Raw genomic sequence first — 25,400 nt, 5'->3', positions numbered from 1 at the left:
ACCTGGACAAGCTGCGGACCGTGCGTACGGCTACCCGCCCGCACGGGCTGCCAGCCGGCCCAGGACCCGGCGGCCTGCGCGGGACACGCCGAGTGGGACCAGGGCCGCGCGGCCCGGGATGCGTACACCTCCCGTGAAGGCGACCAGGGTGTGGCCGGGGGCGGTGGGCGACGGGGTGGCCGCCATGCCGATCAGGACGAAGCGGCTCTGGAGCCAGAGCCAGCCGGGACGGCGCACGCCGTGGAAGCGGGCGTGCATGCCGTAGCGGCTGCGGGCCACGGCCTCGACGCGGTCGCCGTCCGCGCGGGTGAGCTTCAGACGGCGCATGTCCGGGACCAGCCGGGACAGTTCGCCGTCGATGTCGGCCAGCAGCGGGAGGACGGTGGCGTACGGGGCGGGGATCTCGCGGGTGGTGACGCGGGCGCCGCGGACGCCCGCCGCGAGGGCGTGCAGGCGGCGGACCGGGTCGAGTTCCGGGGTGGTGGGCCACCGGTGGAGGGGGGTTTCGGTCATGAAGTCCATGCCTTCCGGAAGGAGTCCCGGGCCCGGTGCAGCCGTGACTTGACGGTGCCGACGCGCAGGCCGAGGAGTGCGGCGGCGGATTGTTCGTCGAGGCCCTCGACGTCGCGCAGGACGAGGACGGCCCGGTGTTCGGGGGAGAGACGGGCGAGGACGTCGCCGATGTCGGAGGCCAGCTGCGGGTCGCCGCGCTGGGGGACGGCGGTGAGGTCCGCGGGGACGGAGCGTGCGGTGCGGCGGGCGACGCGGACCGCCTCCCGGCAGGCGATGGCGCGCACCCATCCATACAGGGCCGCCGGTTCCTTGAGGGCACGCAGGCTGCGGAAGACGGCGACGAGGGTCTCCTGGACGGCGTCCGGCCCGTCGGCCAGGGCGATGGGGGTGCAGATGCGGCCCGCGTACGGGGTGAGGACGTCGAGGAGCTCGTTCATGGCGATCGTGTCGCCGCGCTGGGCCGCGCGCACCAGCCGTACGGTGCGCGCGTGATCCAGGTCGTGGTCATCGGACACGGGTCGGGGCTTCCTCCCCGGCCGCCACCCGGAGTGCGGCGGCCGCGAGCACCAGGCAGACAGGGGTGTAGAGCGCCAGGTTGAGCCAGTGGAACGTGTCGCCCGCCCCTGCGTCCAGTCCGGTGCGCAGCCCGCACGCCCAGGCGATCCCGGCGAGGCCGCGCAGCGCGGTGCCGCAGGCGACGGCCACGGTGCCGGCCTGGAGCAGCCGGCCCAGACGGTGGGTGCGGCCCAGGCGGGCGCGGGCGGTGACCAGGGCCGCGCCGGTGAACAGCAGGGTGGCGAGCGGGAGGACGACGGGCGGGGTGAAGGGTGCGTCGATGCCGAGTACGGCGTACGAGAGGGATGCGGCGTCGTGCGCGGGCCAGGTGATGCCGGTGGACCAGAGGACGTGCAGCAGTCCGTCGGCGGTGAGGACGGTGGCGACGGCCGCGGCCGCGGTGGTGGCGGTGGGTGTGCGCCGGGTGGGGTTCATGGGTGCTCCTCTGCGGGGCGGATGGTGGTGACGGTTTGCGTCACCCCACAGAGGAGCCGGGTCGCCGATTCGTTCCGACGAGTTGGCGTCCGGGTCGGACCGGTGCCCCCGGGAGCCGGAGTCCGCTCAGCCCGCGCGCCAGTAACCCAGCGCGTTCACCCGCTCCTTGGCAACGGCCAGGTCCTTGCGTACGTACGAGGACAGGGACCTGGTCGTCGCCGTGTCGCAGGCGATCCAGACGTACGCGTCGGACGGGTCGGCCCCCAGCAGCTCCGGTAGCGCGGCCTTCACCTCGGCGACCAGTCGGGCGCCCTCGTCGCGGCGCGGCACCAGGTGCAGGGTGTGGTGGGCCGGGTCCAGGCGGAACGGCAGCTTCTCGTCCGAGGCGTGCGTGGTCTCGAACCAGATGGTGGCCGGCGTCCGCGGGACCGCGTCCAGCAGGGAGTTGATGGCGGGCAGCGAGGCCGGGTCGCCGATCACGAAGAGCCGGGCGGGTGGCGGTTCGGGCAGGGCGAAGCCGGTGCCCTGAAGGGTCGCCTCGATCGTGTCGCCCGGCTCGACCCTGCGGGCCCAGTCGCTCGCGGCGCCATTGTGCAGGGCGAACTCCAGGCTGAACGTCCCGGCCGCCGGGTCGGGGTCGACCAGCGTGTAGGCGCGCTGGTGCGGTTTGCCGCCCTGCTCGAACCAGATCCTGACCCACATCGTCGGATGTGCCCCGCCGGTCGCGGCGAGCAGCCCGCCGTCGGTGAGGTGCACCCGGTGGAAGTCCTCGGTGACCTGCTCGGCCCCGGTCACGGTGAACGTGAAGTCCCGTCCCCGCATGAGCTTGAGGACAACGCCCTCCCAGCCGTGGCCCACAGCTGTCCCTCCCCGTCCCGAAGATTACTTTAGGTTAGGCTAACCTAAATTGTGGGGGCTTGGGAAGTCGAACGATCTGGCAAGGGGCGGGATGCGGCATGGGTGGAGACGTCTACCGGGACGACTGGGGCATACCCCATGTACGAGCGGGCAGCTCACTCGAACTCGCCCATGCCCAGGGCCGTAACGCCGCCCTGGACCGCGCCTGGCAGATCGAGATCGAACGCCACCGGGTCCAGGGCACCACCGCCGCGTTCCTCGGTGCGGACGCCGTCGACTGGGACCGGTTCGCCCGGCAGGCCCGGCTCGCCGACACCGCGCGACGCTGCTTCGAACGCCTGGAGCGCGTCGCACCGCGGACCGCCGCATGGGTCGTCTCGTACGTCGACGGTGTCAACGAGGGTCTGGCCGAAGGAGCGCACCTCGCTCCGGAGTTCACGGCTGCCGGGGTCGACCCGGGGCGGTGGGAGCCCTGGACCCCGCTGGGCGTCTGGCTCTCCACCCACATTCTGTTCGCCGGCTTCCCGACCAAGCTCTGGCGCGAGGAGGTGGCCCGCCGGCTCGGCGACGAAGCGATCGAGCTCTTCGCCACCGACGGCCCCGGCACCTCCGGCTCCAACGGCTGGCTGCTGACCGGCGACCGCACCGCCACCGGGGCGGCGATCGTCGCGGGCGACCCGCACCGCTTCATCGAGGACCCGGGCGTCTACCAGCAGATCCGGCTCGCCTGCCCCGACTTCGACGTGGTGGGCCTCGCCGTCCCCGGTGTACCCGGCATCGCGCACTTCGGGCACACGGGCGGCGTCGCATGGGCGATCACCAATGCGATGGCCGACTACCAGGACCTGTACCGGGAGCGGTTGCGGCGTACGGCGACGGGCGGGGTCGAGGCACTGGGCCCCGGGGGCTGGGAGGCGGCGGCCTCCCACACCGAGACGATCGAGGTGGCGGGCGCCGACCCGGTCACGGCCGAGATCATCGAGACCGGGCGCGGGCCGGTGATCATCGGTGGTCCGGACGGTGACGGTGACGCAGACGCGGAGGGTGGCGCGAACGGCCGCCCGGCGGGCGGCATCAGCCTCCGCTATCCGCCCCGTGTCACCCACGAGCTGGGCTTCGAGGCGCTGCCCGCCCTGCTCCGGGCCCGTACCGTCGCCGATCTCGACGCCGCCCTGGACCACTGGGTGGAGCCGGTCAACGTCGTCCTCGCCGCCGACACCACGGGTGCCGCCCTGCACCGCGTCGCCGGGTACGTCCCGTTGCGCCCGCGCGAGAACCGGCTGCGCGTCGTACCGGCCCACGACCCGGCGTACGCCTGGCAGGGCCGTCATGCGCCGATGCCTCGCACCGAGGTCGACGGTGCTGCGGTGATGGCCAACGCGCGCGGCCTCGCCACCCCGCTCGGCGTCGAGTTCGCGCCCCCGCACCGGGCAGAACGCATCCGGGAACTGCTTGCCCGGTCCGGCCACTGGACCACCAAGGGCATGGCGGACATCCACACCGACACCCGTCTCGCCTCCGCCCGCCCGCTGCTGGAGCTGCTGGCCGGAGCAACCGGTCTCAGTCACGGGGCCGCCCGTCTGCGTGACCGACTCCTTTGCTGGGACCGGCACATGGAGGCCGACAGCACGGACGCCACGCTCTACGCGGCCGTGCGCGCCGACGTCGTGCACCGGCTGGCCGCCCACCCCGCCCTGGACGCCCTCACCGGCTCCGCGGACCCGGCCCGATCGCCCGCCTACCCGGCGTTGTTCCGCCCCTGGCTGGCCGCTGTGCCGAGAATCGCGTACGCCCTGGAGACCCTGCTGACGCACGGACCGCTGCCGCACACCGATCGGCTGGCGGCCGTCGCCGCGGCGGCCGAGGCGGTGGCGGCCCGGTACGCGGAGGACGCCTTGCCGCGGCCCTGGGGCGAGGTGCACCGACTGGCCCCCTGGCAGGCGTTGTCGGGCGCGGACCCCGAGGAGGGCTGGCCGGGCCTCGCCGGTGACCACGACTGTGTGCTGTCCACCTCCAGCGTTCCCGGCATCACCGACCGGTTCGCCCGCGGCCCCGCCGCCCGCTACGTCTGGGACCTGGCCCGGCGCGAGGACAGCCTGTGGGCGGTCCCGTTCGGGGCGTCCGGGGTCCGCGACGACGCCCACCACCGTGACCAACTGCCGCTGTGGGTACGGGGCGACCTCGCGCCCGTGGTCATGGACTGGAACAAACTGCACCGAACAGAGGAGAGAGCCGAGATGACCGCCGTCCCCGCCGCGAGCGCGGTGCGCACCCCCGTCCACGAGCAGGAGGCCCCCGGCTTCGGGACCGTCCGCCTCGTCCCCGTGGACCCCGCCGCGGACCTCGACCTGATCCACGGCTGGGTCACCGAGGAGCGCGCCCGCTTCTGGGGCATGGGCGACGCGAGCCGTGAAGAGGTCCTGGAGACCTACGAGTTCCTGGATTCGCTCACCACGCACCACGCCTATCTGGCCCTGCGCGACGGTGTCCCGGTCGCTCTCTTCCAGACGTACGAACCGGCTGCCGACCCGCTGGCCGACTGCTACGACGTCCAGCCCGGCGACTTCGGCGTCCATCTCCTGATCGGTCCGGGCGACACCGCCGAACACGGTTTCACGGCCGCCCTGCTCTCGGTGCTCATCGGCTACGTCTTCAGCGACCCGGCGCACCTGCGGATCGTCGTCGAGCCGGACGCCCGCAACGAGAAGGCCGTCGCTCGGATGGTCCGGGCGGGTTTCGAACTCGGCCCGGAGATCGACAAGCCGGAGAAGCGGGCCCGGCTGGCGTTCCTGAGCCGGACGGCCGCCGCGGGGGTGTAAGGGGACGCAGCGGGCCGACGGGCCGGGGCGGCGGGCCGCTCCCTCAGGCCCGCGCCGCGACGTCGTCCACGACGTGCTTGTCCAGTGCGGCGCGCACCAGGGCCGCCGCGAGCACGGCGGGCCCGCGGTCGTCGGTCTCCTCGGCCTGCTCGGCCGGCCCGGGTCGCTCGGCCTGCTCGGCTTGTTCGGCCTGCTCCGCCAGCCGTGCGAGCTTCGCCGGCGAGGCGGGCAGCCCCAGTTTCTCGGCGCCCTGGAGAGCCTTTCCGTCCAGGAACGGTGCCGTCTCCGGCCACACGGCCTGCACCTCGCGCACGAAGATGTCCGCACCGGCCGGGCCCATGCCCGGGGTTCTGCGCAGCCCGGACCGCAGGATGTCGAGGTCGCCGTCGGCCTCCCTGCGCAGCCGCCGCAGGTCGCCCCCGTACTCGACCAGCAGGAGCTCTGCGCCGTCGCCGAGCTGGGTGGCGGTGCGTTCGTCGTAGCGCCGGTAGCCGCCCTCGCCCAGCGCGTCGACACGCTGCTGCCATGTCGACCCGATCATCCGGTCCGGGGACCGCATGCCGTGGGCGAACAGCGCGCGTGCCGCCGCCACCGCCACGGACGCCCGGATGCGGGCGCTCAACAGATCGCTGAGCACGAGGAGTTGGTACAGGGGCTGCGGTGTGTTCCGTAGCCGGATGCCGGCCTCGGCGGCGTAGGTGGTGCCGTAGCGGCTGAGAAGGACCTCCACGGTCCTGCGGGCGGTCACGAAGGTCCGCCCCCTTCCTCGGCGGCGACCTGCTGCAGGGTTCGCCCCGTACGGGCCGAACGTGCCCGGTACGGATCCGGTGTGTCCGGCCCGTCATGGGTGGCGCGCCCGTCCTTGGCCTTGATCAGCAGCCATATCTCCTCGCCCGGGGCGTCGTCCCCGCCACCTCCCTTGAAGCGGGTGAGGGCGAACTCGCCGTGCAGCTTGGTGCCGTCGAGCCAGAAGGTCGCGTGCCCGTCCTCCAGGGACTGCTCGAACGGTACGGGCGCGCCCCAGCGGTCGTGGCTGAGCGGCCGGTAGGTGCCCTGGTCCCAGACGATCACCGTGCCGCCGCCGTACTCGCCCTTCGCGATGACTCCCTCGAACGTGCGGTACTCCAGCGGATGGTCCTCCGTGGGGACGGCCAGCCGCCTCTCGCGCGGGTTCTCCGAAGGTCCGCGCGGCACCGCCCATGACTTCAGCACGCCGCCGACCTCCAGCCGGAAGTCGAAGTGCATGCGCCGCGCCTGGTGGATCTGTACGACGAAACAGGGCGCCGCACCCGTCCGCCCGCCGTCGCCCCGTGGCTCCGCGGTCGCGTCGAAGTGCCGTTTGCTGCGGTAGTCCCGGAGCCGGTCGTCGTTTTCGCCGGTCACATCCATCCGGACACCTCCTCCGGCAGGCCCGCCCGGTGTCCCCCCTTCCACTGTGACGCTCCCGGCCGTGAAGCGCACAGGGACGGGGTGCGCCGGAACGGCGACAGGTATGTCGACATCAAGTATCTTGACATCGAGATGATTTTTCCCCAGGCCGTGCCGGCTCAGAAGGCACTTTCGTGCTTCCGCCCCGCTTCCGGCCTCATCCCGACCGAAACGGCGAGGCCAGGGGCTGCCCCTAACCCTCCAGGAACACCGGATTGGTGAGCGCCGCCAGTGCCCCGGGCAGCCCTGGCACCGTCGCCGGGTGCCGGACCTCGGCCCGTACATAGGCGGCGTAGACCGGCGTCGTGCGCCACTCCACCACCCCCGTCCCCGACTCGGGCAGCGTGGCCGTGAACAGCGTGCCCTGGTCGGTGACGAAGTGCGCGGTGCAGCCGGGTGCTCCGGTCACCTCCAGCCGTACGGTGACCGGGGTGTCGTCCCCGTCCACCCGCAGCCGTTCACCGATCCCCGCGTGCAGGCCGCGCCCGCCCGAGGCCCCGAAGGACAGGGTGACGGCGGACGATTCGGCGATGTAGGAGTGCCCGGCCCGGATTCCGGCCGTGATCGCCTCGCGCGACAGCTCCTCGGCGAGGACGACCGTCTGCGGGAGCCCCACCTTGTCCGGCTCCCGGTGCGCGTCGCTGTTGCCCATCGCCGGAACCCACGGCTTCGACGTACGGACGGCCGCCACAAGAGAGTTGTCCCACTCGGCGAGGGCGATCTCGTCCTCCGGGGTGTACGCCCCGTTCCACACCTCCACCGCGTCCGCCTCGCCGAAGCCGAACTTCCAGTGGCAGCCGATGCAGGTGGCGTGCGGGTGCGCGGGCACGACCAGACCGCCGGCCCGGCGCACGGCCTTCGCGTAGTGCCCGAACCGGTTGTCGCGGGCCCGGTAGCGCCAGTCGACGAACGTGCCCGGGTCGGTGGCGAGTGCGATCACATGCCCGTTGCGGGTGGTGACCTCCTCGCCCGTGAGGACGAGCAGATCGTCACCCCACAGCCCGTCCCACGCGCTGTGCGCGGAGTACGTGTTGTGCTCGCTGCTGTTGATGAAGTCGAGCCCGGCCGCGCGTGCGGCGGCGGCGATCTCGGCCGGGGTCCGCTTGCCGTCCGAGTGGACGGAGTGGAGATGGCAGTCCCCGCGGTACCAGGCGCGCCCGCGCCCCTTCGCCCGCTCCGGCGGGTGCACGGGCTTCGGCGTGGACCCGGTGGGCCCGAAGCGCAGGGTGATCGTCACCTCGTACGGGAGCCCTTCCGGGGCGACGGTGTACGGCCCGAGGGCGATGTTCCAGGTCCCGGCCCGTACCGGCCCCGCGACATAGCCGGGCGTCGCCTCGTCCGCCCGGATGAAGAAGCTGCTGCGCGCCCCACCGGACCACCCCCGGAACCCGCGACCGCCCAGCTCCGTGCCGCGCTCGTCGAAGATGCCGATGTCGAGGGCGTTGCCCTGGGTCCCGGCCGGGACGGGCGTCTTCTCGTACGTGTACGAGACGGCGATCTCCCGGACCCCGCGCGGTACTTCGACCGGCAGATACACATAGTCGGGCGACCCGGTCGGCAGAGTGCCGCGTACGGTCCTGGTCCGGTCCGGGGCGTCGTCCCCGGTCGCGGCGTCGGCGAAGCTCACAGTGCCCAACGTTAGAGCGGTGGCGGCCGTACCGACGAGAAGGCCGCGCCTGGCCATCGGGCGGCCGTGGGCGGATTGCGATGCGGACATACGAGTGGCTCCCCGGGGTGTCGTGGCTGGCGAGGGGTGACGTACCCGACCCTGGCCGGGAGCCGTGAACTCCGGGGAAACGGCGGGAGGCACGAGCGGGGTCCGAACTCCCGGGCACTCGGCTTTCCGCACCGCACGGCATACGTTGGGGCCCTCACCGGATCACGACGGAGGTGTCCTCATATGCGGATCGCCACAACGATCTTCCTCACCGATGAGACGATCACGCCGCTGCGGCTCGCCCGCGAGCTCGAACAGCGCGGGTTCGCCGGGCTCTATCTGCCCGAGCACACCCACATCCCGGTGAGCAGGGACACCCCCTACCCGGCGGGCGGCGAACTCCCGCCCGAGTACGGCCGCACCCTCGACCCCTTCGTCGCCCTCGCCCAGGCCGCCGCCGTCACCGAACGCCTCGCCCTCGGCACCGGCATCACGCTCGTCGCCCAGCACGACCCGATCGACCTGGCGAAGCAGATCGCCACCCTCGACCATCTCTCGGGCGGCCGCTTCACGCTGGGCCTCGGCTACGGCTGGAACGTCGAGGAAGCCGCGGACCACGGGGTGAACTGGTCGACGCGCCGGGAACTCGTCCGCGACCGCATGGCCCTGATGCGCGCCCTGTGGTCGGACGAACCGACGGCGTACGACGGTGAGTTCGGCTCGGTCCGCGCCAGCCACGCGTACCCGAAGCCGGTCCGGGGTCCCCGCGGCCCGGTGAACGGCCCCCGCACCCTGATCGGCGGTGCGGCAGGCCCGAAGCTGTTCGCGCACATCGCCCAGTACGCCGACGGCTGGCTCCCGATCGGCGGCCGCGGTCTGACGGAGTCCGTACCGAAGCTGCGCGAGGCCTGGGAGTCGGCCGGCCGCGACCCGAAGCAGCTCCAGGTGGTCCCCTACGCGGTGCTCCCGAGCCCGGGGAAGCTGACGCACTACGCGGAACTGGGCATCGAGGAGGTCGTCCTCCAGCTGCCCCCGGCGGGAGAGGCGGAGGTACTGCGGGCGCTGGACGCGTACGCGGAGTTTCTGTAGCCGTGTCCGGGGTGGCGCGGCGGAGCGGGCGCGGGCGATTCCTCGGACGGCAGCGGCCGGTGCACGAGGAACGGTGACCCGTCGGCGGGCCGTTCTCCGGCCCGCCGCGAGGTCACTTCACCGTGACGGCGTCGCCGGTGGAGACGACCTTCATGGTCGTGGTCGTACCGAGGAACGCCCAGCGCCAGCTGCCCGAAGCGGTGGCTTTCACCGTCGTGCGGAGGTGCCCCTTGCTGTCCGTGGTCGCCGTCTTCACGGTGCTGTACGCGCCACCGGGCTTCTTGTACTGCAGCTTCACCACCTGCTTGGTGAACGCGTGGTACTTGAGGTCCGTCCAGTTGGCCCGCGACAGTTTTCCGGTGACGGTCAGCGTGCCCCCCTTCCTGACCGGCTCGGGCGTGGCGTCCGTGGTCAGGGTCGCGGCGCGCTTCACCTTGAACAGGGCAATGCGGTCGGAGATCCAGTAGTCGCGGTCATTCGCCTGGACCGTGGCGTTGACCTGCCAGTTCCCCGCGACCGCGTTGGCGTCCCAGCCCTCGTTGCCGCTTCCGTACGAGTCGATCCACGTCGGATCGATCTGCATCGTCGCAGTGCACACGGACGTCGTCGTACTGACCTTCCTGCACGTCGTGCCGAGGTGGTCGACCGGCCCATGACCATTGGTCGTGTTGAACGCGGACACGTCGGCGACCCCCTTCACCCCCGAGTTGTCCTTGATCGTCATGGTGATCGGGAACCGCTTGACGTTCTTGACCCCGACGATCACATTGCCGCCACCGTTCACGACGGTCTTGGTGACCCGGATGTCACCCCGCCCCTCCGCGTGAGCGGCCGGAGCCACCGCGATCCCGGTGGCCACTGCCGCCACCACCGTGGCCGCAGCAATTCTTCTGCGCATGTCCCACCCCTGTTCTCCCCGCCTTGTGGCAGGGGGAGAACAGGGTAGCGACCACCCCGACCCGTCTTACGCGTAACGGACCCGAGGCGGCCGGCCGTCAGATCTCCGACAAGAGCGTCGGCAGTTTGCGCATGTCGTCGAAGACCACGGTGTCCGGGCCCTCCAGCCAGTGCGCCGGGGTCAGCCCGCCCGCGTAACCCAGGGAACGCATACCGGCCGAACGGGCTGCCTGCACGCCGTACTTGCTGTCCTCGACGACGACGCAGGCCGACGGCTCCACCCCCATCTGCCGGGCCGCGTGGAGGAAGAGGTCGGGGGCGGGCTTGCCGTGCGCGACCTCGCCGGCGCTGAAGATGCGGCCCTCGAAGTGGGAGTGGAGCCCGGTGTGGCCGAGGGTGTGGCGCATCTTCTCGTGGCTGCCGCTCGATGCCACACAGGTGGGGAGCGTGAGGGCGGCCAGCGCCTCGTGGATGCCGTCGACCGCGACGAGTTCGGAGTCCACGGCGGCACGGTGGAGGTCCTCGAAGCGTTGCTGCCAGACGGCGGACTTGCCGGGCAGGTGGGACTCGACCAACGCACCGATGGACTTGTTCGACCGGCCCACGAACATTTCGACGACCTCTTCCGCCGTCAGCGGCCATCCCAGTTCGGCGCCCACTTCGACCTGGATGCGTACGGCGATGCGTTCGCTGTCGACGAGTACGCCGTCGCAGTCGAATATGACGAGTTCAGGAGGAGTGGTCATCCGGCCAGGATAAGGAAACCTGCACTTCGACGGAGGCGGGATGAGCCTGGCGGCGCGGGCAGGGATGGCGCTCGGCATCGTCCGCATCGGGCACGAGCGCCGTGTGAGGGGGCGTCAGGACAGCCCCGAGTTTCAAGTACACGCTCTTGCCGTCGACTTGTAGGCTGCGGCCGCATGGATGGACGAGATCTGAATGCCGGTTTGGTACACGCGAGTCGCCTGATCGCCAAGTGTGAGTCCTTGCTCAGGCATTTTGACGGCGAGCGGGAGAATGCCGAGCTGCTGGCCGATGCACGGCGCTGCTGCGATGAGGCCGAGGAAAAGGCGGTTCCCGGTGACGCGGAGACCGCTGCCACGATTGCTGTCCTGCGCTCGATGTCCGCGACGCTCTCCCTGCGGCATACCGTGTTGTTCAACGTGAAATGCGATTTCGATGACGACGACGGCACATTACTCAACGGGATGGAAGAGTACGACGAGGAATGCGTGAGTCGTCCGCTTGCGGAGCAGGCAGTTCAGGCGGCGCGAGCGGCTCTGGACGGCGACCCCGAAGACCCCCTCATTCCGTTGTACCTGGGGCATGCGCTCACCTGGTCCGGTGATCGCGACGGTGCCGTCGCGGCATACGAGGAGGCGATGCGCAGGGATCCTGGGGACAGTTGTGCCCAGTCCAGCCTGGAGTACCTCGGGGCGGCGCCCGACAGCCGACCGTCGCCGAACGGGATGAGTCGTGGACGTCATGGGTTCGCCCTGCTGCGTGGCTGTGTCTGGACTTCCAATGACGATTCGGACAGCGAGTCTCTGTTGTTCGGGTCTGTCGCTGATGCGCGGGCTCACATCGACAGGAGGCTCAGCAGGTATCTGACAGGGGACAGTCTGGAGGATGAGGATGCGGAGCTGGTCCTGCAGGTCCATCGCCCCGGACGGCAGATCATCGAGTACGACCTGAACGATCGAATACAACAGGAGCCGGATGACGGCCCGTTGCGCATCGACTGGGCAGGTATTCCGGTACACGAGCCGCTGAAGACGCCACTTCCGCCGGGGCGCCCACTCCGGATCGGCGGCCATATCTGTTTCTACGGCGACAGCGAGTAGCCGTGGGATGCAATCCTCCCATGTCGCTTCGGCGGTTCCGCCGCGCTCGATGACACGAATCCGATCGTGTATGCCGGGCTGGTCCCGGTGATGCGGCCGGCCGAGCGGTGCGGGCTTGCCGAGCTGGGTGGACGAGCGCAAATCGCCTGCCCAGCCACGGTCACCACTCCGAACACCAGCCAGAAGATCACCCATGAACCAAGTCGGTGGATCGAGGCTCAGCGCGGGACGAAGCGGTCGACCAGGAGCGCGAGGCGGTCGGGAACCCGGTCGGCGGGCAGGCGTCCGGCGCGGGTGAGGGTGACCAGTCCGTGCAGCGCGGCCCAGAACGTCTCGACGAACAAGCCCGGTTCATCGGGGTGTGCGTGGTCGACGAGCGGGTCCAGCAGGGCCTGGAACGCCTCGCGCAGTGGAGCGGGCGTGGCGTCGTCGGCGAAGGGGAGGCCGTTGTCGAGGCTGAACATCGCGTCGTACAGGGCGTGGTTGCGCGCGGCGAAGTCGGTGTAGGCGCGGGCCAGTGAGGCCACCGCCTCCCGGTCGGCGGGCCCCTGCGGCACCGCGGCGCGCAGCGCGGTCGTCAGCTCGGCGAACCCCTCCAGCGCGACCGCTGCCACGATCTCGTTCTTGCCCCGGAAGTGGCTGTAGAGCACGGGCTGGCTGTACTCGATCCGCTCGGCGAGCCGGCGCGTGGTGACGGCGTCCCAGCCGTGGGCCTCGGCGAGTTCGCGGGCCGTGGAGACGATCAGCCGGTGGCGGTTGGCCCGCTCGCGTTCCTTGCGTTCGTGTACTGACATGACTCGATGCTAGCACCGCTAGACAATGGAGCGGTGACATGTCTAGCATTGCATGAGAACCTAGCGCCGCTAGGTCAGCCCTTTGGAGGGGTCATGCAGGACGTACTGGCCGTCGTCACGGTCGTTGTGGTCGGGCTGATGGTGGGCGTGGAGTTCGCGGTGGCGGTGTTCGTGAACCCGATCCTCGACCGGCTTCCGAACGACGGCGGGGTCGAAGCCCGCAGCGACGGGGCGCGTGTCCTGGGCCGGGTGATGCCGTTCTGGTACATCAGCTCGGTCGTCCTCGGCGCGGTGTGGTCCACGCTGACGTGGGGCGACGCGGGCGCGTCGCTCGTCGCCGCGGGGGCGGTGCTGCTCGTGGTGAGCGTGGTGATGTCGATTCTGTTGCTCGTGCCGATCAACTCACGCGTCGCGACCTGGTCACAGGAAGGCGTGCCCGCGGACTGGAAGCAGCAGGTGGGGCGTTGGGACCGGTTCCACTACGTCCGCGTGGGCGTCATCGTGCTCGCCTTCACGCTGTTCGCCGTGGCCCTCGTCTAGGGGCGGTCGTTTCCGGGAGCACGATCGCGGGCCCCGCCCCTCAGCGGGATGCTGTTGGCGAATTCGGTGCCTGGCGTGACGTCGGTCTCCAAGACCCGGTTGTGGTCTTGGAGACCGACGTTGTCGTTCGGGGTGGGTGCTGATGTCGATGCTTCCGGTCGGGGGTGGGGAGATCCCGGCGGAGACGGTGCGGGTGGCCAGGGGCGCGGGAGCCCACCGGGCATCCCATCACCACGTTCCAGGCAATAGTCGTTCTCGCAGGTCAGACCCATATTTGCGTCCCAGTATCCCGGATTCCGCGCGCCCGCTTGTCTCCGCGTTCCTGGAACGGATTGTCTGTTGCCGAGCCGGACGGAGAACGCCGACCGGCCGCTGATCGCCACCACGCACACCACGGGGGAACCCATGAAGCTCACTCACACCAGCGCGACGTTCCTCGCCGGCCTCACGCTGGTCAGTGCCCTCGCCCTGACCGCCTGCAACGGCAACGACGGCAGCACGGACGCGGCGCCCGCCGGTTCCTCTTCCAGCGCCTCGACGGGCGGGAACGGCGGCTCCGGCAGCGGAGACACGGACCAGGGATCCGGCGGCAGCAGCAAGGGAAGCGGCACCGGAGACAGCAAGGCAGGCGGCAACGGAGGCGGCGAGGGCACCCTCGCAGGCACCGGCTCCAACGAGAAGTCGGTCGGCATCTGCCGCAGCGACGAGCTGGAGATCAGCGCCGCCGACAACACGACCGACAAGGAGGAGGGCGTCGTCACCGTCCAGTTCAAGAACGGCGGTGGCCGCGACTGCACCATCAGCGGCTTCGCCGGCGTCGACCTGAAGACGGCATCGGGCGACACCATGTCCTTGAAGCGCAGCGACGACAAGCCCGTGCCCGACGTCCTCAAGGACGGCGAGTCCGCCGCCTTCAACATCACGTTCCCGGTCAACAACACCGGCGGCTCCGGTGTGCGCGTGTCCAAGATCCTGGTGACTCCGCCTAACGAGACGAAGACCGTCACCATCGCCTGGCCCGCGGGCTCCCTCCCGGCCGAGAACCCGGACTCCCAGAGCACCAACCGGCCGATCGAGATCAGCCCGCTCGGCAAGGTGAGCGACTCCCCCGCCGGCTGACACACGCGAGTGCCCCCTGCGGCCGGGGAAACGCCCTGGCCCGGGGGCACCGGGAGCTCACCGCGCTGCGCAGAGTGCTGGACTGCCCTGCCATGGCGAAACAGCAGGGGGTGGGGCCGGCGGTCATGCGATGGGGAGGTGCCGCGGTCCTCGGCTGCGCTCGGGCATGCGTGGATGCCGCCGCCGGGACGGAGAGAAAACCTGCAACTCAGCGAAGGCGCGAGGAGGACAGGATCGAGGCCAGGTGGGCCACGACCATGACCCAGGTGATGACGGCGATGGCCAGCACCGTCACCTGGGTCGCCTCGATGCTGCCCATGAACAGGTCGACCACGGCGACCGCCAGCAGGACGAGGGACGCCTCGATGCCGTTGGTGATCCGGTGGATCTTGAAGGCCGAGGCCAGACGCCGTGCCGAGGCCAGCCCCGCCGACCGGGGCCGGGTCGCCTCGTCGTCGGCGAGCGGCAGACCGCGGCGGTAACGCGCGACATCCACCAGGTCCGTGGACGCCTTCAGCAGTACGACTCCGAGTGCCGCCGCGAGTCCCACCGACACCCAGAGGTCCGAGGAGCCGCGCGCCGCCCGGAACCCGGCCCCGATCATGAGCGCCGCGTCCGCCAGGTAGGCCCCGAGCCGGTCGACGTAGATGCCCGTCGCGCTGTTCTGGCCCTTCCAGCGGGCCACTTCGCCGTCCACGCAGTCGAAGAGCAGGAACAGCTGGAAGAGCACCGCGGCGAGCAGGGCCCCTGCCAGGCCGGGTATGAGGAGCGCGAAGCCGGAGGCCACGCCGCACACCACCATGGTCCAGGTGAGCTGATCGGGCGTCACTCGCGTACGCACCAGCTGCCGGGTGGTCCGCAGGGAGATCCGCCGCATGTACAGGCGGCCCGCCCAGTGCTCCCCGTTACGGCTCTGAAGCTTCGCGTTCGGCTGGCAGACCTCACGCAGTTCTGCCAATGCCGGAGCACTCGTCATGACGTTCCTTCACCCACCTGTCCCGTCGGACCAGCAATGATCACCACAGGGTAGAGACCCCACTTGTTCAGGCCGACAGGAGGTGTGGTTCGTCGGCTGTGCAGTCGTGGCAGTGGCCGGGGGTGGGGGGGCGGAAGGCGCGGTCGCAGCGGTCGCAGCGGTCGCAGTTCTGGAGCGGGGCGGGCTGGTCGACAGGGGTGGTCGGGGGCCGCCGAGTCACGGTCGACCGGGTCGCGGCGCACCGGGTCGCGGCTGTCGCGATCCGGTACGGGACCAGGTGTGCCAGGTGGATCGGGCCGCGCTCAGCCCTGGCGGGCGTACGAGACGAAGGAGGACCAGGCGGCGGGGGCGACGTCGAGATGGGGGCCCTGGGCGTTCTTGGAGTCGCGGATGTGGATGGTGGTGGGGCAGGTCGCGACCTCGACGCATTCACCGCCGCCGCCACTGCTGTAACTGGACTTGCGCCAGTCGTAGGCGACTTCGACGCAGGTTCCACCTTCGCCGCCGCTGTAGCTGCTCTTGAACCAGTGCAGTTGCTCGGTGCTCATCGCTCTCCCAGCATCTTCTCGATCACGGCCAACGACTCCTGTGGCGTGAGAGCCGCCGACTGGATGATTCCATAGCGGACGGCCAGCACACGGACCTCCTCCGGATCGGTGATCAGCCTTGGATACGTGTGGATCTCCAGGTAGGCCACTTGCTGCTTGGCCTTGGGCGTGACCAGCGTGAACGGGCCATCCAGGCTCGGCTGTTCGGTGCGATCAAGCGGCATCAGCTGAATTTGCACCGTCCGGAGACGGCCAATGTGCAGGAGCTTCCGCAACTGTTCCTGATGGACGCCCCGGCCGCCGATGGGACGCATCAGTACGCTCTCGTCCAGAATGAAGTGAAACGTCGGCGAGGGCCATGGGGAGAAGATCTGCTGGCGGTCCAGTCGGTCGGCCACCCTCTTGTCGATGGTCTCCTCGCTGAGCAGCGGTTGCCACTGAGTGAAAAGGGCGCGTGCGTAAGACTCGGTCTGAAGCAGGCCGGGCACGGACTGGTTGTTGTAGACGTAAAGCTGTACTGCGTCCGCCTCCAACCTTGCGTAATCGCGGTACCACTCCGGATGCCGGGTGCGTGCCTTTTTCCGGGCTTCCAGGACGTCGGGGATTGCCACTCTGAGCACGCCCTTTGCCTCAAGAAGCCCATCGACCCGCTCAAGGAAATCAGCTTGCGGCGTCCGCACTCCCCGCTCCATCGCGGAGATCAGGTCCTCCCCGCAATGCGCAGCGAGCCCCAGATCCTTCTGGCTCAGGCCCGCGCGTTCCCGCAGCACCTTGATCTGCTTGCCCAGCGCCCTGAACAGGTGCGCAGTTCCGTCCGACTCGGCCGGCCGCTCCGGTCGTTCCTCACGTTCCGCGTTCGCCATCTGCCCCGCACCGCTCTCTGTCCGCCCGGTCACGGCCGACGCCCCGTACAGCCGGCCGGGCGTGCCCGTACAGCTGCTCGGCGTCGTGGTGTCACTCCTGGTCAGCGTACGAGCAACCGGACACGCTGAGTCACATGAACGCCGAAATCACCCTTGTGGGCGCCGAGTTCGTCCAGCGGTTCAGCGCCACCCGCCGGGGCGCGCGGCTCGCCCGTCGGCTCGCTGTGCATCAACTCGACGAGTGGGGTGTGCCGTACGGGAGCGGGCTCTCCGACGATGCCGCCGTGATCGTGTCCGAGCTGGCGGCCAACGCGGTGCTGCACGGGCTCGTAGCGGGGCGGGACTTCGAACTGAGGCTTGTTGCCCTCGCGGGCACGCTCCGGATCGAGGTGTCGGACGCACTGGGTGAGCGAGGGCCGGAGCAGCGCATCCTCCGGGCCGACGCGGAGTCGGGTTACGGCCTGAACCTGGTCGAGGCGCTGGCCACGTCCTGGGGAGTCACCGACCGGGTCGTGGGCAAGACGGTCTGGGCCGAGTTACCTGCCGGTCATCATTGAGGCGGACACGCAACAGGGCCGGACGCCACCGCCCGGGTCCTCCCGGTGGCAGGTCCGGCCGCCGCTGGTCAGCATGGACCCATGTCCCTCGATCATGGAGGCCCCATGTCCATCGCGGTACTCGGAGCGACCGGTGGCCAGGGCGGTGCGGTGGCCGCCGCCCTGCTGGAGGCGGGGCGTGCCGTGCGCGCCGTGGTGCGTGATCCCGGCAGCGGGCGGGCCAGGGCGCTGGCCGCGGCCGGAGCGGAGGTCGTCCACGGGGATCTGTTCGACGAGGGCTCGCTCGCCGGGGCATTCCTGGGCACGACGGCCGCGTTCGCCGTCACCACACCGTTCCAGGACGGTCTGGACGCGGAGGTGGCCCAGGGCGCGGCAATCGTGCGGGCCGCCGAGGACGCCGCGCTGCCGCATCTGGTGATGGCCTCCGTCGCCAGTGCGGACCGTGGCACCGGCATCCCGCACTTCGAGACCAAGGCCAGGATCGAGGAATTGCTCGCCGGCTCCGGACTTCCGGCGACGGTGGTGGCACCGACCTACTTCTTCGACAATGCGCTGGGCGCGCTGGACGAGGTCGCCGCCGGGCTCCTCACCATGCCGCTTCCCGGTGACACCCCCCTCCAGCAGGTGGCGCGGCAGGACCTGGGCCGGGTCGTGGCCGCGGTCGTGGCCGATCCGGAGCGTTGGATCGGGCAGCGGATCGAGGTGGCGGGCGACGATCCCACGCCGGTCCGGATGGCCGAGGAGATCGGACGGGCCGCGGGCGGCACGGTCGCGTTCCGGCAGACGCCACTGGCGGACCTGCGCACCACCAACCCCGACATGTTCGCCATGTACAGCTATCTGGCGGACACCGGATACCAGGTGGACCTGGAGGCATTGCGGACCCAGTTCCCCACCGTCCCCTGGACTCCGTACGGAGCATGGGTGGACGCCCAGAAGTGGCCGACACCCCGCATCAGGACAACGTGACACCTGGGCCCGTGGTGTCACGTCTTTCGCCGACCCCTGCCCGAGCCGGGCGGCTCGGGCAGGGGCGCATCCGTGTCACAGCGCGAGCAGTGCTCGCACGGGGACGACGGTGTCGGACAGAGGCCGTACGGCCATGCGCATCAGCGCGAGGGCGTTGTCGTCTCCCGCGATGCGGTTGGCGCTGAGCTCACCGCAGGTCAGACACTCGTGGATGATCGTCCATTCCCCGTCCTGCCGGACGGACAGGCTGAGCGCAGTCATCCGCCCGCGGCAGTCGGCAGCCCGGTCTCCCGGAATCCGCAGATCGACGTGCAGGCTGGTCAGGCAGTGCGGGCAGTGATTGCGATGGGCGGTGCCCGGTGCGTTCAGCGGCACGTCGAGTCGGCAGCCGACGCAGCGGAACGCGTCGCCGTGGGCGCCGCCCGGTCCGTGCAGGACATCCTTTCGTCTCTGCGGGCGGTGGGACGTTCGTCGGGGTTTACGTCGTGGCACGGAGGGGCCTCCGTCCTGTCCTCGGTCGTTGTCGGCGGCCCCTCACAGGTCACCGAACGCTTCGAGCGGGAAGGGCGGTTGGGCCAGCGGGCGCACGGCCATCCGCATCAGAATCAGCTGGTTGTCGTCTCCGCAGACCGGGTTCGAGGTCAGCTCGTCGCAGCGGGTGCAGCGGTGGATGACCATCCAGCCGCCGGTGCGGAGCACCGCGATGGAGATCGGGGTCATACGTGCCCCGCAGTCGGAGGGTCCGCCCTCGACGTGGTCGAGGCAGTGCTGCGAGTGCAGGCAGCTGGGGCAGTGGTTGCGACGGCTGCCGTCGGGCGCGAGCGTGGCGACGGTCAGCCCGCACCACAGGCAGGTGAAGGTGTCGGTCCTCAGATAGGCGCTGGCGCCGTTGGCGGAGGACTTGGTCGAACGGTTCTGGGGGTTGTCGGTGGACACCCGGTTTTCTCCTTGCCGAAGAGGATGAGCAATGCAGCAGGGAAGTACCGAGCAGCCCTCGGGGGCATGAGCCGTCAGCCGGGGATCACGTACTGACGAGGCGGAAACGCGTACCGGTCAGGGAACGCGGGTCAGCGCGATGCCGCGGGCGTGCGCATGCACGCGGCTCCGATTGCCCCTGCGCGGTTGGAGGCGCGACGAGGGAGGCTCGGAACTACTGGCCGGGGCATACATCAACTTCTTTCCAGGGCGGGCGCCCATGGTTCGGCGACGGTCGACACCGTGGTCGAGGTGACCGTAACAATGCGCCCGGGCCGGATCCAGCGATTATCGGGCCGCGCGGATACGGGTGAGGTGGCCCGGCCCAGGACGAGGACGCGGCGCGGCCGGTGGCCGTGCCACGAATGATGTCCGCTCACGCGGGCGACGGTCCCGTCCTCAGACGCCGGACGGGCTGGATTCGCGGGCCTCGGCAACCAGCGCCGGGAGTTGCGTCAGCGCGTTGATGCGCCAGTCCGCCGTCTCCACCACGTCCGGATGGTCCGCCCACCAGTGCCCGTACGCACCGCGGCGCAGATGCGCCGCGCGCAGACCGAAGGACTTGGCCGGGAACAGGTCGTCGGCCGGGTGGTCGCCCACGTACAGGGTGCGTTCCGGGGCGGCCTCCGACACCTCCCGTACGCGTGCGAAGAACGCCGGGTCCGGTTTGGTCACGCCCCACTCGTCCGAGGTGACGACCAGGTCCGCGGGCAGATCCAGGGCCCGCAGCAGCTCCCCGGCCCGTACCGTCTGGTTGCCCGCCACCACCACCCGCACCCCCAGCGCGCGCAGCTCCGCGAGGGCGGGGCGGACGTCGGGGTAGAGGTCCGTCTCGTCGAGATGCTCGCCGCGTCCGGCCGCCGCACGCGCCAGGTATGCCTCCCTGACGTCCATGCCGGGGCGCAGGATGCGCAGCGCATCGGCACTGTCGCGGCCCTGGGTGACCGCCGCGCCGACCAACGCACTGAGCGTGTGCGGTGGAACGCCGAGCCAGTTCGCCCAGGACGCCCAGTAGCGGTCGTCGCGTACGAGTGTTTCGCCGATGCCGAAGACGATCGTTTCCATCACCGTCCCGACCCTACGGCCCCCGACCGCTCCAGCGGCCCAGGCGCCAGGGTCGGGCTTTCGGTCCCGCCGGTCCCACGGAGTCCCTGGTCCGGGGCGCGCGCCTCGCTCGTATGCTCGCTTCATGACCGATCCTCAGCGCGGACGTCCGACCACCAACTCCATGCGGCGCGCCCTCAAGCGGGCCCGCGACGGTGTCGCTCTCGATGTGACCGAGGCCGCCGTTCTGCTTCAGGCGCGAGGTGACGATCTGACGGATCTCGCCGCCTCGGCCGCCCGGGTGCGCGACGCCGGCCTCGAAGCCGCCGGCCGGCCGGGTGTCATCACGTACTCCCGCAAGGTCTTCATCCCGCTGACCCGGCTCTGCCGCGACAAGTGCCACTACTGCACCTTCGTCACCGTCCCCGGCAAGCTCCGGCGCGAGGGCCACGGGATGTTCCTGTCGCCCGACGAGGTGCTGGACATCGCCCGCAAGGGCGCGGCCATGGGCTGCAAGGAAGCGCTGTTCACGCTCGGCGACCGGCCCGAGGACCGCTGGCCCGAGGCGCGGGAGTGGCTGGAGGCCGAGGGGTACGACGACACCCTCGCGTACGTACGCGCCATGGCGATCCGTGTCCTGGAGGAGACCGGCCTCCTCCCGCACCTCAACCCGGGCGTGCTGACCTGGACCGACCTCCAGCGGCTCAAGCCCGTCGCCCCCTCCATGGGCATGATGCTGGAGACGACGGCCACCCGCCTGTGGTCCGAACCGGGCGGCCCGCACCACGGCTCCCCGGACAAGGAACCGGCCGTGCGCCTCCGCGTCCTCGAAGACGCGGGCCGCTCCAACGTCCCGTTCACGACCGGCATCCTGATCGGGATCGGCGAATCGTACGAGGAGCGCGCCGACTCCCTCTTCGAGCTGCGCAAGACCGCCCGCGCCTACCACGGCATCCAGGAAGTCATCGTCCAGAACTTCCGCGCCAAGCCGGACACCGCGATGCGCGGCATGCCGGACGCCGAGCTGGAGGAACTGGCGGCGGCCATCGCCGTCGCCCGGCACATCCTCGGCCCGTCCGCCCGTATCCAGGCCCCGCCGAACCTCGTCGACGCCGAGTACGCGCTGCTCATCGGCGCGGGCATCGACGACTGGGGCGGCGTCTCCCCGCTCACCCCCGACCATGTGAACCCCGAACGCCCCTGGCCCCACATCGACGAACTGGCCGCGAAGACCGCCGAGTCGGGCTTCGCGCTCCGCGAGCGGCTCACCATCTACCCGGAGTTCATCCAGCGCGGCGAGCCCTGGCTCGACCCCCGTCTGCTCCCGCACGTCCGCGCCCTCGCCGACCCGGAGACCGGCCTCGCGAAGGAGGGGGCGATCCCCGTAGGCCTGCCCTGGCAGGAGCCCGACGAGGAGTTCGGTGCCACCGGCCGCACCGATCTGCACCGCACCATCGACACGGAGGGCCGCACCGGCGACCGCCGCGAAGACTTCGACGAGGTGTACGGGGACTGGGAGGCGCTGCGCGAGGCAGCGGCCCCCGGCATGGTTCCGTCCCGCATCGACACCGACGTACGCCAGGCGCTCGGCCAGGCCGCCGACGACCCGACGAAACTCACCGACGACCAGGCGCTCGCCCTGCTCCACGCGGACGGCCCGGCACTCGACGAACTGTGCCGGATCGCGGACACGCTGCGCCGTGACGTGGTCGGCGACGACGTCACGTACATCGTCACCAGGAACATCAACTTCACCAACGTCTGCTACACCGGCTGCCGGTTCTGCGCCTTCGCCCAGCGGCGCACCGACGCCGACGCCTACACCCTCTCCCTGGACCAGGTCGCCGACCGGGCCGCGCAGGCGTGGGACGTCGGCGCGGTCGAGGTCTGCATGCAGGGCGGCATCCACCCGGACCTGCCCGGCACCGCGTACTTCGACATCGCGCGGGCGGTGAAGGAACGCGTACCCGGCATGCATGTGCACGCCTTCTCCCCGATGGAGGTCGTCAACGGGGCGACCCGTACCGGCATGTCCATCCGCGACTGGCTGATCGCCGCGAAGGAGGCCGGGCTCGGTTCGATCCCCGGTACGGCGGCCGAGATCCTGGACGACGAGGTCCGCTGGGTCCTCACCAAGGGCAAGCTGCCCACGGCGACCTGGCTGGAGGTCATCAGGACCGCCCACGAGGTGGGCCTGCGATCGTCGTCGACGATGATGTACGGCCACGTCGACCAGCCCCGCCACTGGCTCGGCCACCTGAGGACCCTGGCCGGGCTCCAGCAGGAGACCGGCGGCTTCACGGAGTTCGTCACCCTCCCCTTCATCCATACCAACGCCCCGGTCTACCTGGCAGGCATCGCCCGCCCCGGCCCGACCGACCGCGACAACCGGGCCGTCACCGCCATGGCCCGGCTCCTGCTCCACCCGCATATCACCAATATCCAGACCAGCTGGGTGAAGCTCGGCACGGAGGGCGCGGCCGAGATGCTGCGCTCGGGCGCCAACGACCTGGGCGGCACGCTGATGGAGGAGACCATCTCCCGGATGGCGGGCTCCGGTTACGGCTCGTACCGGTCCATCCAGGACCTCGTCGCGATCGCGGAACTCGCGGGCCGGCCGGCGAAGCCGCGTACGACGCTGTACGGGGAGGTGCCGCAGGAGCGGGTCGCGGCGGCCGCCGCCTCCGACGGTCACCTCCCGGAGCTGCTGCCGGTGCTGCCTTAGCGGGGCGGGGGGCTCGTCAGCCGAACCGCTCGTGATCGGCCGGCACGGCGTCGATCACGAGCGGTTCGGGGGCGGTCCGCTTCCGGTCCGCGTCGGCGTGGCTGTCCGGTGTGGCCCGTCCAGCGCCGGATTTCCTCGTCGTCATGGGCGGGCGACGCCCCCGGCACCAGCTGTGCTCCCCGACGAGCGGACCCGCGGACCCACCGCACAGGTCAAGGATCAAGTCAGTCCAGGCGGCGCGGGGTTCCGAGGAGCCCGGCCTCGACGTCGGTCGGTTGCAGTTTGACCAACTTCCGGTGCTGAGTCGTACACCACAGCACCATGTCGTCGCCGAGCGCGGGCAGCGCTTCCGCCTGCACCCGGGGCAGTCCCAGAATGCGCTCGAGGACTACCGCCTCCTCGGGGGAGACCCGCTGGATGCCGACCAGTCCCGCCTTTTCGAGCAGCCTCGGCGCCGTCGGGCTCAGGAACGGCAGCAGTGTCAGCACGGACTGCCACGGTCCGGGTGCCAGCCGGCTGCGCGGTGGGCGCATGCCGCAGTCCCGCACGACCAGGACGGGGCTGGCGACCGACGCGCCCTGCGGTCCCACCTGCTTGACGTCGTGCACCGTCATGCACTGTTGCCCCCCGCCGGCGGCCTGCGCGAGCCCCGTCCACGCCTGCGGCCTGGCCGTCTCGACGGCGACGCGCGCGCCGGTGCCGGCTGTGCGCAGCGCCAGTACTTGCGCCGTCCACACACTGCCGATGACCACGACATCGAGCTGAGAGGGGCGGAAGAGGCCGAGTACGGCGGGCTGCCTCTTCGCGTCGACGCCCACCACGACCCCGTCGTCGCCGAGCGGCAGTGTCAGCGCGGCGAGCTGTTCCACGGGCAGCACATGCCGGTCGCGGCGTGGGCCGAGCAGTCCGAATCCGGCCCTGCCCCGTCCGGCCGCCGGTGGGGCGGAAGCAGCGGGGCCGGCGGTGCCGGTGCGCGTCATGCGATGGGTGCTCAACGGGTACCTCCGAGGGGCAAGGTGGCCAGCACACCGGGAAGTTGTTCGCGGTCGAGCCGTACGAGGCTGACTTTCACTCCTCGTGCGGCGCGCTCCAACTGCCGGCGCACCGAGACCAGTTCATCACTCCCGCGGGCGGTGAGGCGGACGTATCCGCTGACGGCCGGTGTGCCACCGGTCCCGCGCGAGACCGTCAGGCTGAATGTGCTGGCCAGCGCCGGCACCGACGTCAGGAGTGCCACCAGTTGTGCCGATGGCGCAGCACCCGCGCCCAGGTGGGGCCAGCGGCCGACCCAGTAGGTCGTGTGCCAACGGTCGTCGCAGCGCCAGGCGCGGGTGGACTCCGTGGTGCGCCGCAGCGGCACATCCGTCCGCACCGCCAGCGCGCTGGCCTGCGGATTCACCCCGGCTGAGGTCGCGAGGGCGGACGTCACCTGCGCCTCGGTCAGGACCGAAGCGTCGAACCCCGCCCCTGCCAGTCGGCTTGCCAGCTGATCCGTGGCCCGCAACAGCGCGCGCTGCGCTCCGTCGATGCCGCCGCCGCGTGCCCGCACCGCCTCCGGACACAGCTCCGGGTCGAGTTTCAGCGCGATCCATGTCAGCCGGATCGCGGGGGTACCGGCCTGGCCCTGGAGCGGCGCGTACGACCGTGCTGCCGCGGCCTGTTCAGGCAGGTGCGGTCCGGGCGCGGGCTGCGTGTGCTGTACGACCTGTACCGACTCCAGCCGGATGTCGTCCACCTCCAGGGCGTCGTGCAGCAACCCGAGTTCCAGCGGACGCGCGTCCCGGGCCATCCGCAGCGGTTCGTCCCGTGGCTGCACGAGCAGCAGGGCTGTCAGGAACGTTCCGTCACCCACCATCCCGATCGTGCGCTCGCGCTGCCGGTCGGTGTAGGTGTACGTCCGCAGCGCCGCCTCGCACTCGACGACCGGCGCCAGTGCGGGGTCCACCCCTTCCGCGGACCACGGCCGTCGCGCGGCCCTCAGCCGCCCGCGCAGGGCCATGACGGCGGTGAGCCACTCCATCACCGGCCGCCCCCGCCGCCGCAGAACCGCCAGCAGCACCAGCGCCGCCGCAACCAGGCCCATCGGCACCAACAGGATCCTGTTCGTCACCCACGCGACAAGCATCAGCGCGCCGGCGACCTCCATCAACACCACCTGGTGCAGCCGCACTCCACCGATCCGCCCCGGCTGCGGG

At 70.9% G+C, this 25,400-nt stretch carries 27 protein-coding genes; 8 read left to right on the top strand and 19 right to left on the bottom strand.

Going from position 1 to position 25,400, the window contains the following annotated elements; translation table 11 throughout:
- Window positions 1–30: 30 nt before the first annotated feature.
- The 4 genes from ACFVYE_RS24060 to ACFVYE_RS24045 form a co-directional block, all read right to left on the bottom strand.
- Complete coding sequence (locus ACFVYE_RS24060) at window positions 31–513, bottom strand: hypothetical protein (protein WP_389607343.1); 483 nt, start codon at window positions 511–513, stop codon at window positions 31–33.
- Complete coding sequence (locus tag ACFVYE_RS24055; RefSeq protein WP_383960456.1) at window positions 510–1,028, bottom strand: RNA polymerase sigma factor; 519 nt, start codon at window positions 1,026–1,028, stop codon at window positions 510–512. Before ACFVYE_RS24055 ends, ACFVYE_RS24060 begins: the two co-directional genes overlap by 4 nt.
- Complete coding sequence (locus tag ACFVYE_RS24050; RefSeq protein ID WP_383960458.1) at window positions 1,018–1,503, bottom strand: DUF3995 domain-containing protein; 486 nt, start codon at window positions 1,501–1,503, stop codon at window positions 1,018–1,020. Before ACFVYE_RS24050 ends, ACFVYE_RS24055 begins: the two co-directional genes overlap by 11 nt.
- Before the next feature lie 126 nt (window positions 1,504–1,629).
- Window positions 1,630–2,361, bottom strand: coding sequence for a siderophore-interacting protein (locus tag ACFVYE_RS24045; protein ID WP_383960461.1), 732 nt, complete (start codon window positions 2,359–2,361; stop codon window positions 1,630–1,632).
- Window positions 2,362–2,459: 98 nt separating this feature from the next.
- On the opposite strand from ACFVYE_RS24045, the gene ACFVYE_RS24040 reads away from it, so the two are divergent.
- Window positions 2,460–5,180, top strand: coding sequence for a GNAT family N-acetyltransferase (locus ACFVYE_RS24040; protein WP_389607340.1), 2,721 nt, complete (start codon window positions 2,460–2,462; stop codon window positions 5,178–5,180).
- A 43-nt stretch (window positions 5,181–5,223) separates the two neighbouring features.
- Here ACFVYE_RS24040 and ACFVYE_RS24035 read toward each other — a convergent pair whose 3' ends face one another.
- From ACFVYE_RS24035 to ACFVYE_RS24025, 3 genes are all read right to left on the bottom strand, one after another.
- On the bottom strand, window positions 5,224–5,928 hold the full coding sequence (locus ACFVYE_RS24035) for an endonuclease (RefSeq protein ID WP_389607338.1): 705 nt from the start codon (window positions 5,926–5,928) through the stop codon (window positions 5,224–5,226).
- A complete protein-coding gene (locus ACFVYE_RS24030) occupies window positions 5,925–6,569 on the bottom strand; it encodes a DNA polymerase ligase N-terminal domain-containing protein (protein WP_383960469.1) in 645 nt (214 codons plus the stop codon). The genes ACFVYE_RS24035 and ACFVYE_RS24030 overlap by 4 nt, the downstream gene beginning before the upstream one ends.
- A gap of 232 nt (window positions 6,570–6,801) precedes the next feature.
- Window positions 6,802–8,292, bottom strand: a complete 1,491-nt coding sequence (locus ACFVYE_RS24025) for a CehA/McbA family metallohydrolase (protein WP_389607368.1) — start codon at window positions 8,290–8,292, stop codon at window positions 6,802–6,804.
- Window positions 8,293–8,508: 216 nt separating this feature from the next.
- Between ACFVYE_RS24025 and ACFVYE_RS24020 the strand changes: the two genes are divergently transcribed.
- On the top strand, window positions 8,509–9,354 hold the full coding sequence (locus ACFVYE_RS24020) for an LLM class F420-dependent oxidoreductase (protein ID WP_389607336.1): 846 nt from the start codon (window positions 8,509–8,511) through the stop codon (window positions 9,352–9,354).
- A gap of 112 nt (window positions 9,355–9,466) precedes the next feature.
- Here the strand turns inward: ACFVYE_RS24020 and ACFVYE_RS24015 are convergent, their stop codons facing one another.
- Entirely contained in the window at window positions 9,467–10,252 is a 786-nt protein-coding gene (locus ACFVYE_RS24015) for a hypothetical protein (RefSeq protein ID WP_383960475.1), read from the bottom strand.
- Between the two features lie 97 nt (window positions 10,253–10,349).
- Window positions 10,350–10,997, bottom strand: a complete 648-nt coding sequence (locus ACFVYE_RS24010) for an HAD family hydrolase (RefSeq protein ID WP_389607334.1) — start codon at window positions 10,995–10,997, stop codon at window positions 10,350–10,352.
- A 174-nt stretch (window positions 10,998–11,171) separates the two neighbouring features.
- Here ACFVYE_RS24010 and ACFVYE_RS24005 point away from each other — a divergent pair, with 174 nt between their 5' ends.
- Entirely contained in the window at window positions 11,172–12,095 is a 924-nt protein-coding gene (locus ACFVYE_RS24005) for a hypothetical protein (RefSeq protein ID WP_389607332.1), read from the top strand.
- A gap of 218 nt (window positions 12,096–12,313) precedes the next feature.
- On the opposite strand, the gene ACFVYE_RS24000 is transcribed toward ACFVYE_RS24005, so the two are convergent.
- Complete coding sequence (locus tag ACFVYE_RS24000; RefSeq protein WP_389607330.1) at window positions 12,314–12,889, bottom strand: TetR/AcrR family transcriptional regulator; 576 nt, start codon at window positions 12,887–12,889, stop codon at window positions 12,314–12,316.
- 93 nt (window positions 12,890–12,982) lie between these two features.
- Here ACFVYE_RS24000 and ACFVYE_RS23995 point away from each other — a divergent pair, with 93 nt between their 5' ends.
- Together ACFVYE_RS23995 and ACFVYE_RS23990 are read left to right on the top strand one after the other, a co-directional pair.
- Complete coding sequence (locus tag ACFVYE_RS23995) at window positions 12,983–13,429, top strand: anthrone oxygenase family protein (protein WP_383960485.1); 447 nt, start codon at window positions 12,983–12,985, stop codon at window positions 13,427–13,429.
- Between the two features lie 339 nt (window positions 13,430–13,768).
- Window positions 13,769–14,548 carry a DUF4232 domain-containing protein gene (locus ACFVYE_RS23990; RefSeq protein ID WP_383960488.1) on the top strand — a complete coding sequence of 260 codons (780 nt, stop codon included), beginning with the start codon at window positions 13,769–13,771 and terminating at the stop codon, window positions 14,546–14,548.
- A gap of 208 nt (window positions 14,549–14,756) precedes the next feature.
- Here ACFVYE_RS23990 and ACFVYE_RS23985 read toward each other — a convergent pair whose 3' ends face one another.
- From ACFVYE_RS23985 to ACFVYE_RS23975, 3 genes are all read right to left on the bottom strand, one after another.
- Window positions 14,757–15,524: a CDP-alcohol phosphatidyltransferase family protein gene (locus tag ACFVYE_RS23985; protein ID WP_383960491.1), complete on the bottom strand. Its 768-nt coding sequence runs from the start codon at window positions 15,522–15,524 to the stop codon at window positions 14,757–14,759.
- Between the two features lie 302 nt (window positions 15,525–15,826).
- Window positions 15,827–16,072, bottom strand: a complete 246-nt coding sequence (locus ACFVYE_RS23980; RefSeq protein WP_389607327.1) for a DUF397 domain-containing protein — start codon at window positions 16,070–16,072, stop codon at window positions 15,827–15,829.
- Window positions 16,069–16,935 carry a Scr1 family TA system antitoxin-like transcriptional regulator gene (locus ACFVYE_RS23975; RefSeq protein WP_389607325.1) on the bottom strand — a complete coding sequence of 289 codons (867 nt, stop codon included), beginning with the start codon at window positions 16,933–16,935 and terminating at the stop codon, window positions 16,069–16,071. The genes ACFVYE_RS23980 and ACFVYE_RS23975 overlap by 4 nt, the downstream gene beginning before the upstream one ends.
- A 134-nt stretch (window positions 16,936–17,069) precedes the next feature.
- Between ACFVYE_RS23975 and ACFVYE_RS23970 the strand changes: the two genes are divergently transcribed.
- Window positions 17,070–17,492 (top strand): ATP-binding protein, encoded by a 423-nt coding sequence (locus ACFVYE_RS23970; protein WP_383960498.1) that lies wholly within the window; start codon window positions 17,070–17,072, stop codon window positions 17,490–17,492.
- 105 nt (window positions 17,493–17,597) lie between these two features.
- Window positions 17,598–18,461: an NmrA family NAD(P)-binding protein gene (locus ACFVYE_RS23965; protein ID WP_383960501.1), complete on the top strand. Its 864-nt coding sequence runs from the start codon at window positions 17,598–17,600 to the stop codon at window positions 18,459–18,461.
- A gap of 75 nt (window positions 18,462–18,536) precedes the next feature.
- Here ACFVYE_RS23965 and ACFVYE_RS23960 read toward each other — a convergent pair whose 3' ends face one another.
- From ACFVYE_RS23960 to ACFVYE_RS23950, 3 genes are all read right to left on the bottom strand, one after another.
- On the bottom strand, window positions 18,537–18,953 hold the full coding sequence (locus ACFVYE_RS23960) for an RNHCP domain-containing protein (RefSeq protein ID WP_383960503.1): 417 nt from the start codon (window positions 18,951–18,953) through the stop codon (window positions 18,537–18,539).
- Between the two features lie 42 nt (window positions 18,954–18,995).
- Window positions 18,996–19,397 carry an RNHCP domain-containing protein gene (locus tag ACFVYE_RS23955; RefSeq protein WP_383960505.1) on the bottom strand — a complete coding sequence of 134 codons (402 nt, stop codon included), beginning with the start codon at window positions 19,395–19,397 and terminating at the stop codon, window positions 18,996–18,998.
- 438 nt (window positions 19,398–19,835) lie between these two features.
- Window positions 19,836–20,501 carry an HAD family hydrolase gene (locus ACFVYE_RS23950; protein WP_389607367.1) on the bottom strand — a complete coding sequence of 222 codons (666 nt, stop codon included), beginning with the start codon at window positions 20,499–20,501 and terminating at the stop codon, window positions 19,836–19,838.
- Window positions 20,502–20,625: 124 nt separating this feature from the next.
- Between ACFVYE_RS23950 and ACFVYE_RS23945 the strand changes: the two genes are divergently transcribed.
- On the top strand, window positions 20,626–23,205 hold the full coding sequence (locus ACFVYE_RS23945) for a bifunctional FO biosynthesis protein CofGH (protein WP_389607322.1): 2,580 nt from the start codon (window positions 20,626–20,628) through the stop codon (window positions 23,203–23,205).
- A 16-nt stretch (window positions 23,206–23,221) separates the two neighbouring features.
- Here the strand turns inward: ACFVYE_RS23945 and ACFVYE_RS23940 are convergent, their stop codons facing one another.
- From ACFVYE_RS23940 to eccE, 3 genes are all read right to left on the bottom strand, one after another.
- The gene (locus ACFVYE_RS23940) at window positions 23,222–23,350 is read right to left on the bottom strand and encodes a hypothetical protein (RefSeq protein ID WP_389607320.1); all 129 of its coding nucleotides are present in this window, start codon (window positions 23,348–23,350) and stop codon (window positions 23,222–23,224) included.
- A gap of 79 nt (window positions 23,351–23,429) precedes the next feature.
- Window positions 23,430–24,185 (bottom strand): hypothetical protein, encoded by a 756-nt coding sequence (locus ACFVYE_RS23935; protein ID WP_389607318.1) that lies wholly within the window; start codon window positions 24,183–24,185, stop codon window positions 23,430–23,432.
- 11 nt (window positions 24,186–24,196) lie between these two features.
- On the bottom strand, window positions 24,197–25,375 hold the full coding sequence (eccE, locus tag ACFVYE_RS23930) for a type VII secretion protein EccE (protein WP_383975821.1): 1,179 nt from the start codon (window positions 25,373–25,375) through the stop codon (window positions 24,197–24,199).
- Between the last annotated feature and the right edge of the window lie 25 nt (window positions 25,376–25,400).

The sequence above is a fragment of the Streptomyces sp. NPDC058239 genome, from assembly GCF_042882185.1.
Taxonomy (GTDB): Bacteria; Actinomycetota; Actinomycetes; order Streptomycetales; family Streptomycetaceae; genus Streptomyces.
This window is presented reverse-complemented; position numbering and strand designations above follow the sequence as displayed.

What these genes read in the sequence shown, in the direction of transcription:
- ACFVYE_RS24060 (WP_389607343.1), bottom strand. Translation starts at nt 513, where the DNA reads ATGACCGAAACCCCCCTCCACCGGTGGCCCACCACCCCGGAACTCGAC.
- ACFVYE_RS24050 (WP_383960458.1), bottom strand. Translation starts at nt 1,503, where the DNA reads ATGAACCCCACCCGGCGCACACCCACCGCCACCACCGCGGCCGCGGCC.
- ACFVYE_RS24040 (WP_389607340.1), top strand. Translation starts at nt 2,460, where the DNA reads ATGGGTGGAGACGTCTACCGGGACGACTGGGGCATACCCCATGTACGA.
- ACFVYE_RS24030 (WP_383960469.1), bottom strand. Translation starts at nt 6,569, where the DNA reads ATGGATGTGACCGGCGAAAACGACGACCGGCTCCGGGACTACCGCAGC.
- ACFVYE_RS24025 (WP_389607368.1), bottom strand. Translation starts at nt 8,292, where the DNA reads ATGGCCAGGCGCGGCCTTCTCGTCGGTACGGCCGCCACCGCTCTAACG.
- ACFVYE_RS24020 (WP_389607336.1), top strand. Translation starts at nt 8,509, where the DNA reads ATGCGGATCGCCACAACGATCTTCCTCACCGATGAGACGATCACGCCG.
- ACFVYE_RS24015 (WP_383960475.1), bottom strand. Translation starts at nt 10,252, where the DNA reads ATGCGCAGAAGAATTGCTGCGGCCACGGTGGTGGCGGCAGTGGCCACC.
- ACFVYE_RS24010 (WP_389607334.1), bottom strand. Translation starts at nt 10,997, where the DNA reads ATGACCACTCCTCCTGAACTCGTCATATTCGACTGCGACGGCGTACTC.
- ACFVYE_RS24005 (WP_389607332.1), top strand. Translation starts at nt 11,172, where the DNA reads ATGGATGGACGAGATCTGAATGCCGGTTTGGTACACGCGAGTCGCCTG.
- ACFVYE_RS24000 (WP_389607330.1), bottom strand. Translation starts at nt 12,889, where the DNA reads ATGTCAGTACACGAACGCAAGGAACGCGAGCGGGCCAACCGCCACCGG.
- ACFVYE_RS23995 (WP_383960485.1), top strand. Translation starts at nt 12,983, where the DNA reads ATGCAGGACGTACTGGCCGTCGTCACGGTCGTTGTGGTCGGGCTGATG.
- ACFVYE_RS23985 (WP_383960491.1), bottom strand. Translation starts at nt 15,524, where the DNA reads ATGACGAGTGCTCCGGCATTGGCAGAACTGCGTGAGGTCTGCCAGCCG.
- ACFVYE_RS23980 (WP_389607327.1), bottom strand. Translation starts at nt 16,072, where the DNA reads ATGAGCACCGAGCAACTGCACTGGTTCAAGAGCAGCTACAGCGGCGGC.
- ACFVYE_RS23975 (WP_389607325.1), bottom strand. Translation starts at nt 16,935, where the DNA reads ATGGCGAACGCGGAACGTGAGGAACGACCGGAGCGGCCGGCCGAGTCG.
- ACFVYE_RS23970 (WP_383960498.1), top strand. Translation starts at nt 17,070, where the DNA reads ATGAACGCCGAAATCACCCTTGTGGGCGCCGAGTTCGTCCAGCGGTTC.
- ACFVYE_RS23965 (WP_383960501.1), top strand. Translation starts at nt 17,598, where the DNA reads ATGTCCATCGCGGTACTCGGAGCGACCGGTGGCCAGGGCGGTGCGGTG.
- ACFVYE_RS23950 (WP_389607367.1), bottom strand. Translation starts at nt 20,501, where the DNA reads ATGGAAACGATCGTCTTCGGCATCGGCGAAACACTCGTACGCGACGAC.
- ACFVYE_RS23945 (WP_389607322.1), top strand. Translation starts at nt 20,626, where the DNA reads ATGACCGATCCTCAGCGCGGACGTCCGACCACCAACTCCATGCGGCGC.
- ACFVYE_RS23940 (WP_389607320.1), bottom strand. Translation starts at nt 23,350, where the DNA reads ATGACGACGAGGAAATCCGGCGCTGGACGGGCCACACCGGACAGCCAC.
- ACFVYE_RS23935 (WP_389607318.1), bottom strand. Translation starts at nt 24,185, where the DNA reads ATGACGCGCACCGGCACCGCCGGCCCCGCTGCTTCCGCCCCACCGGCG.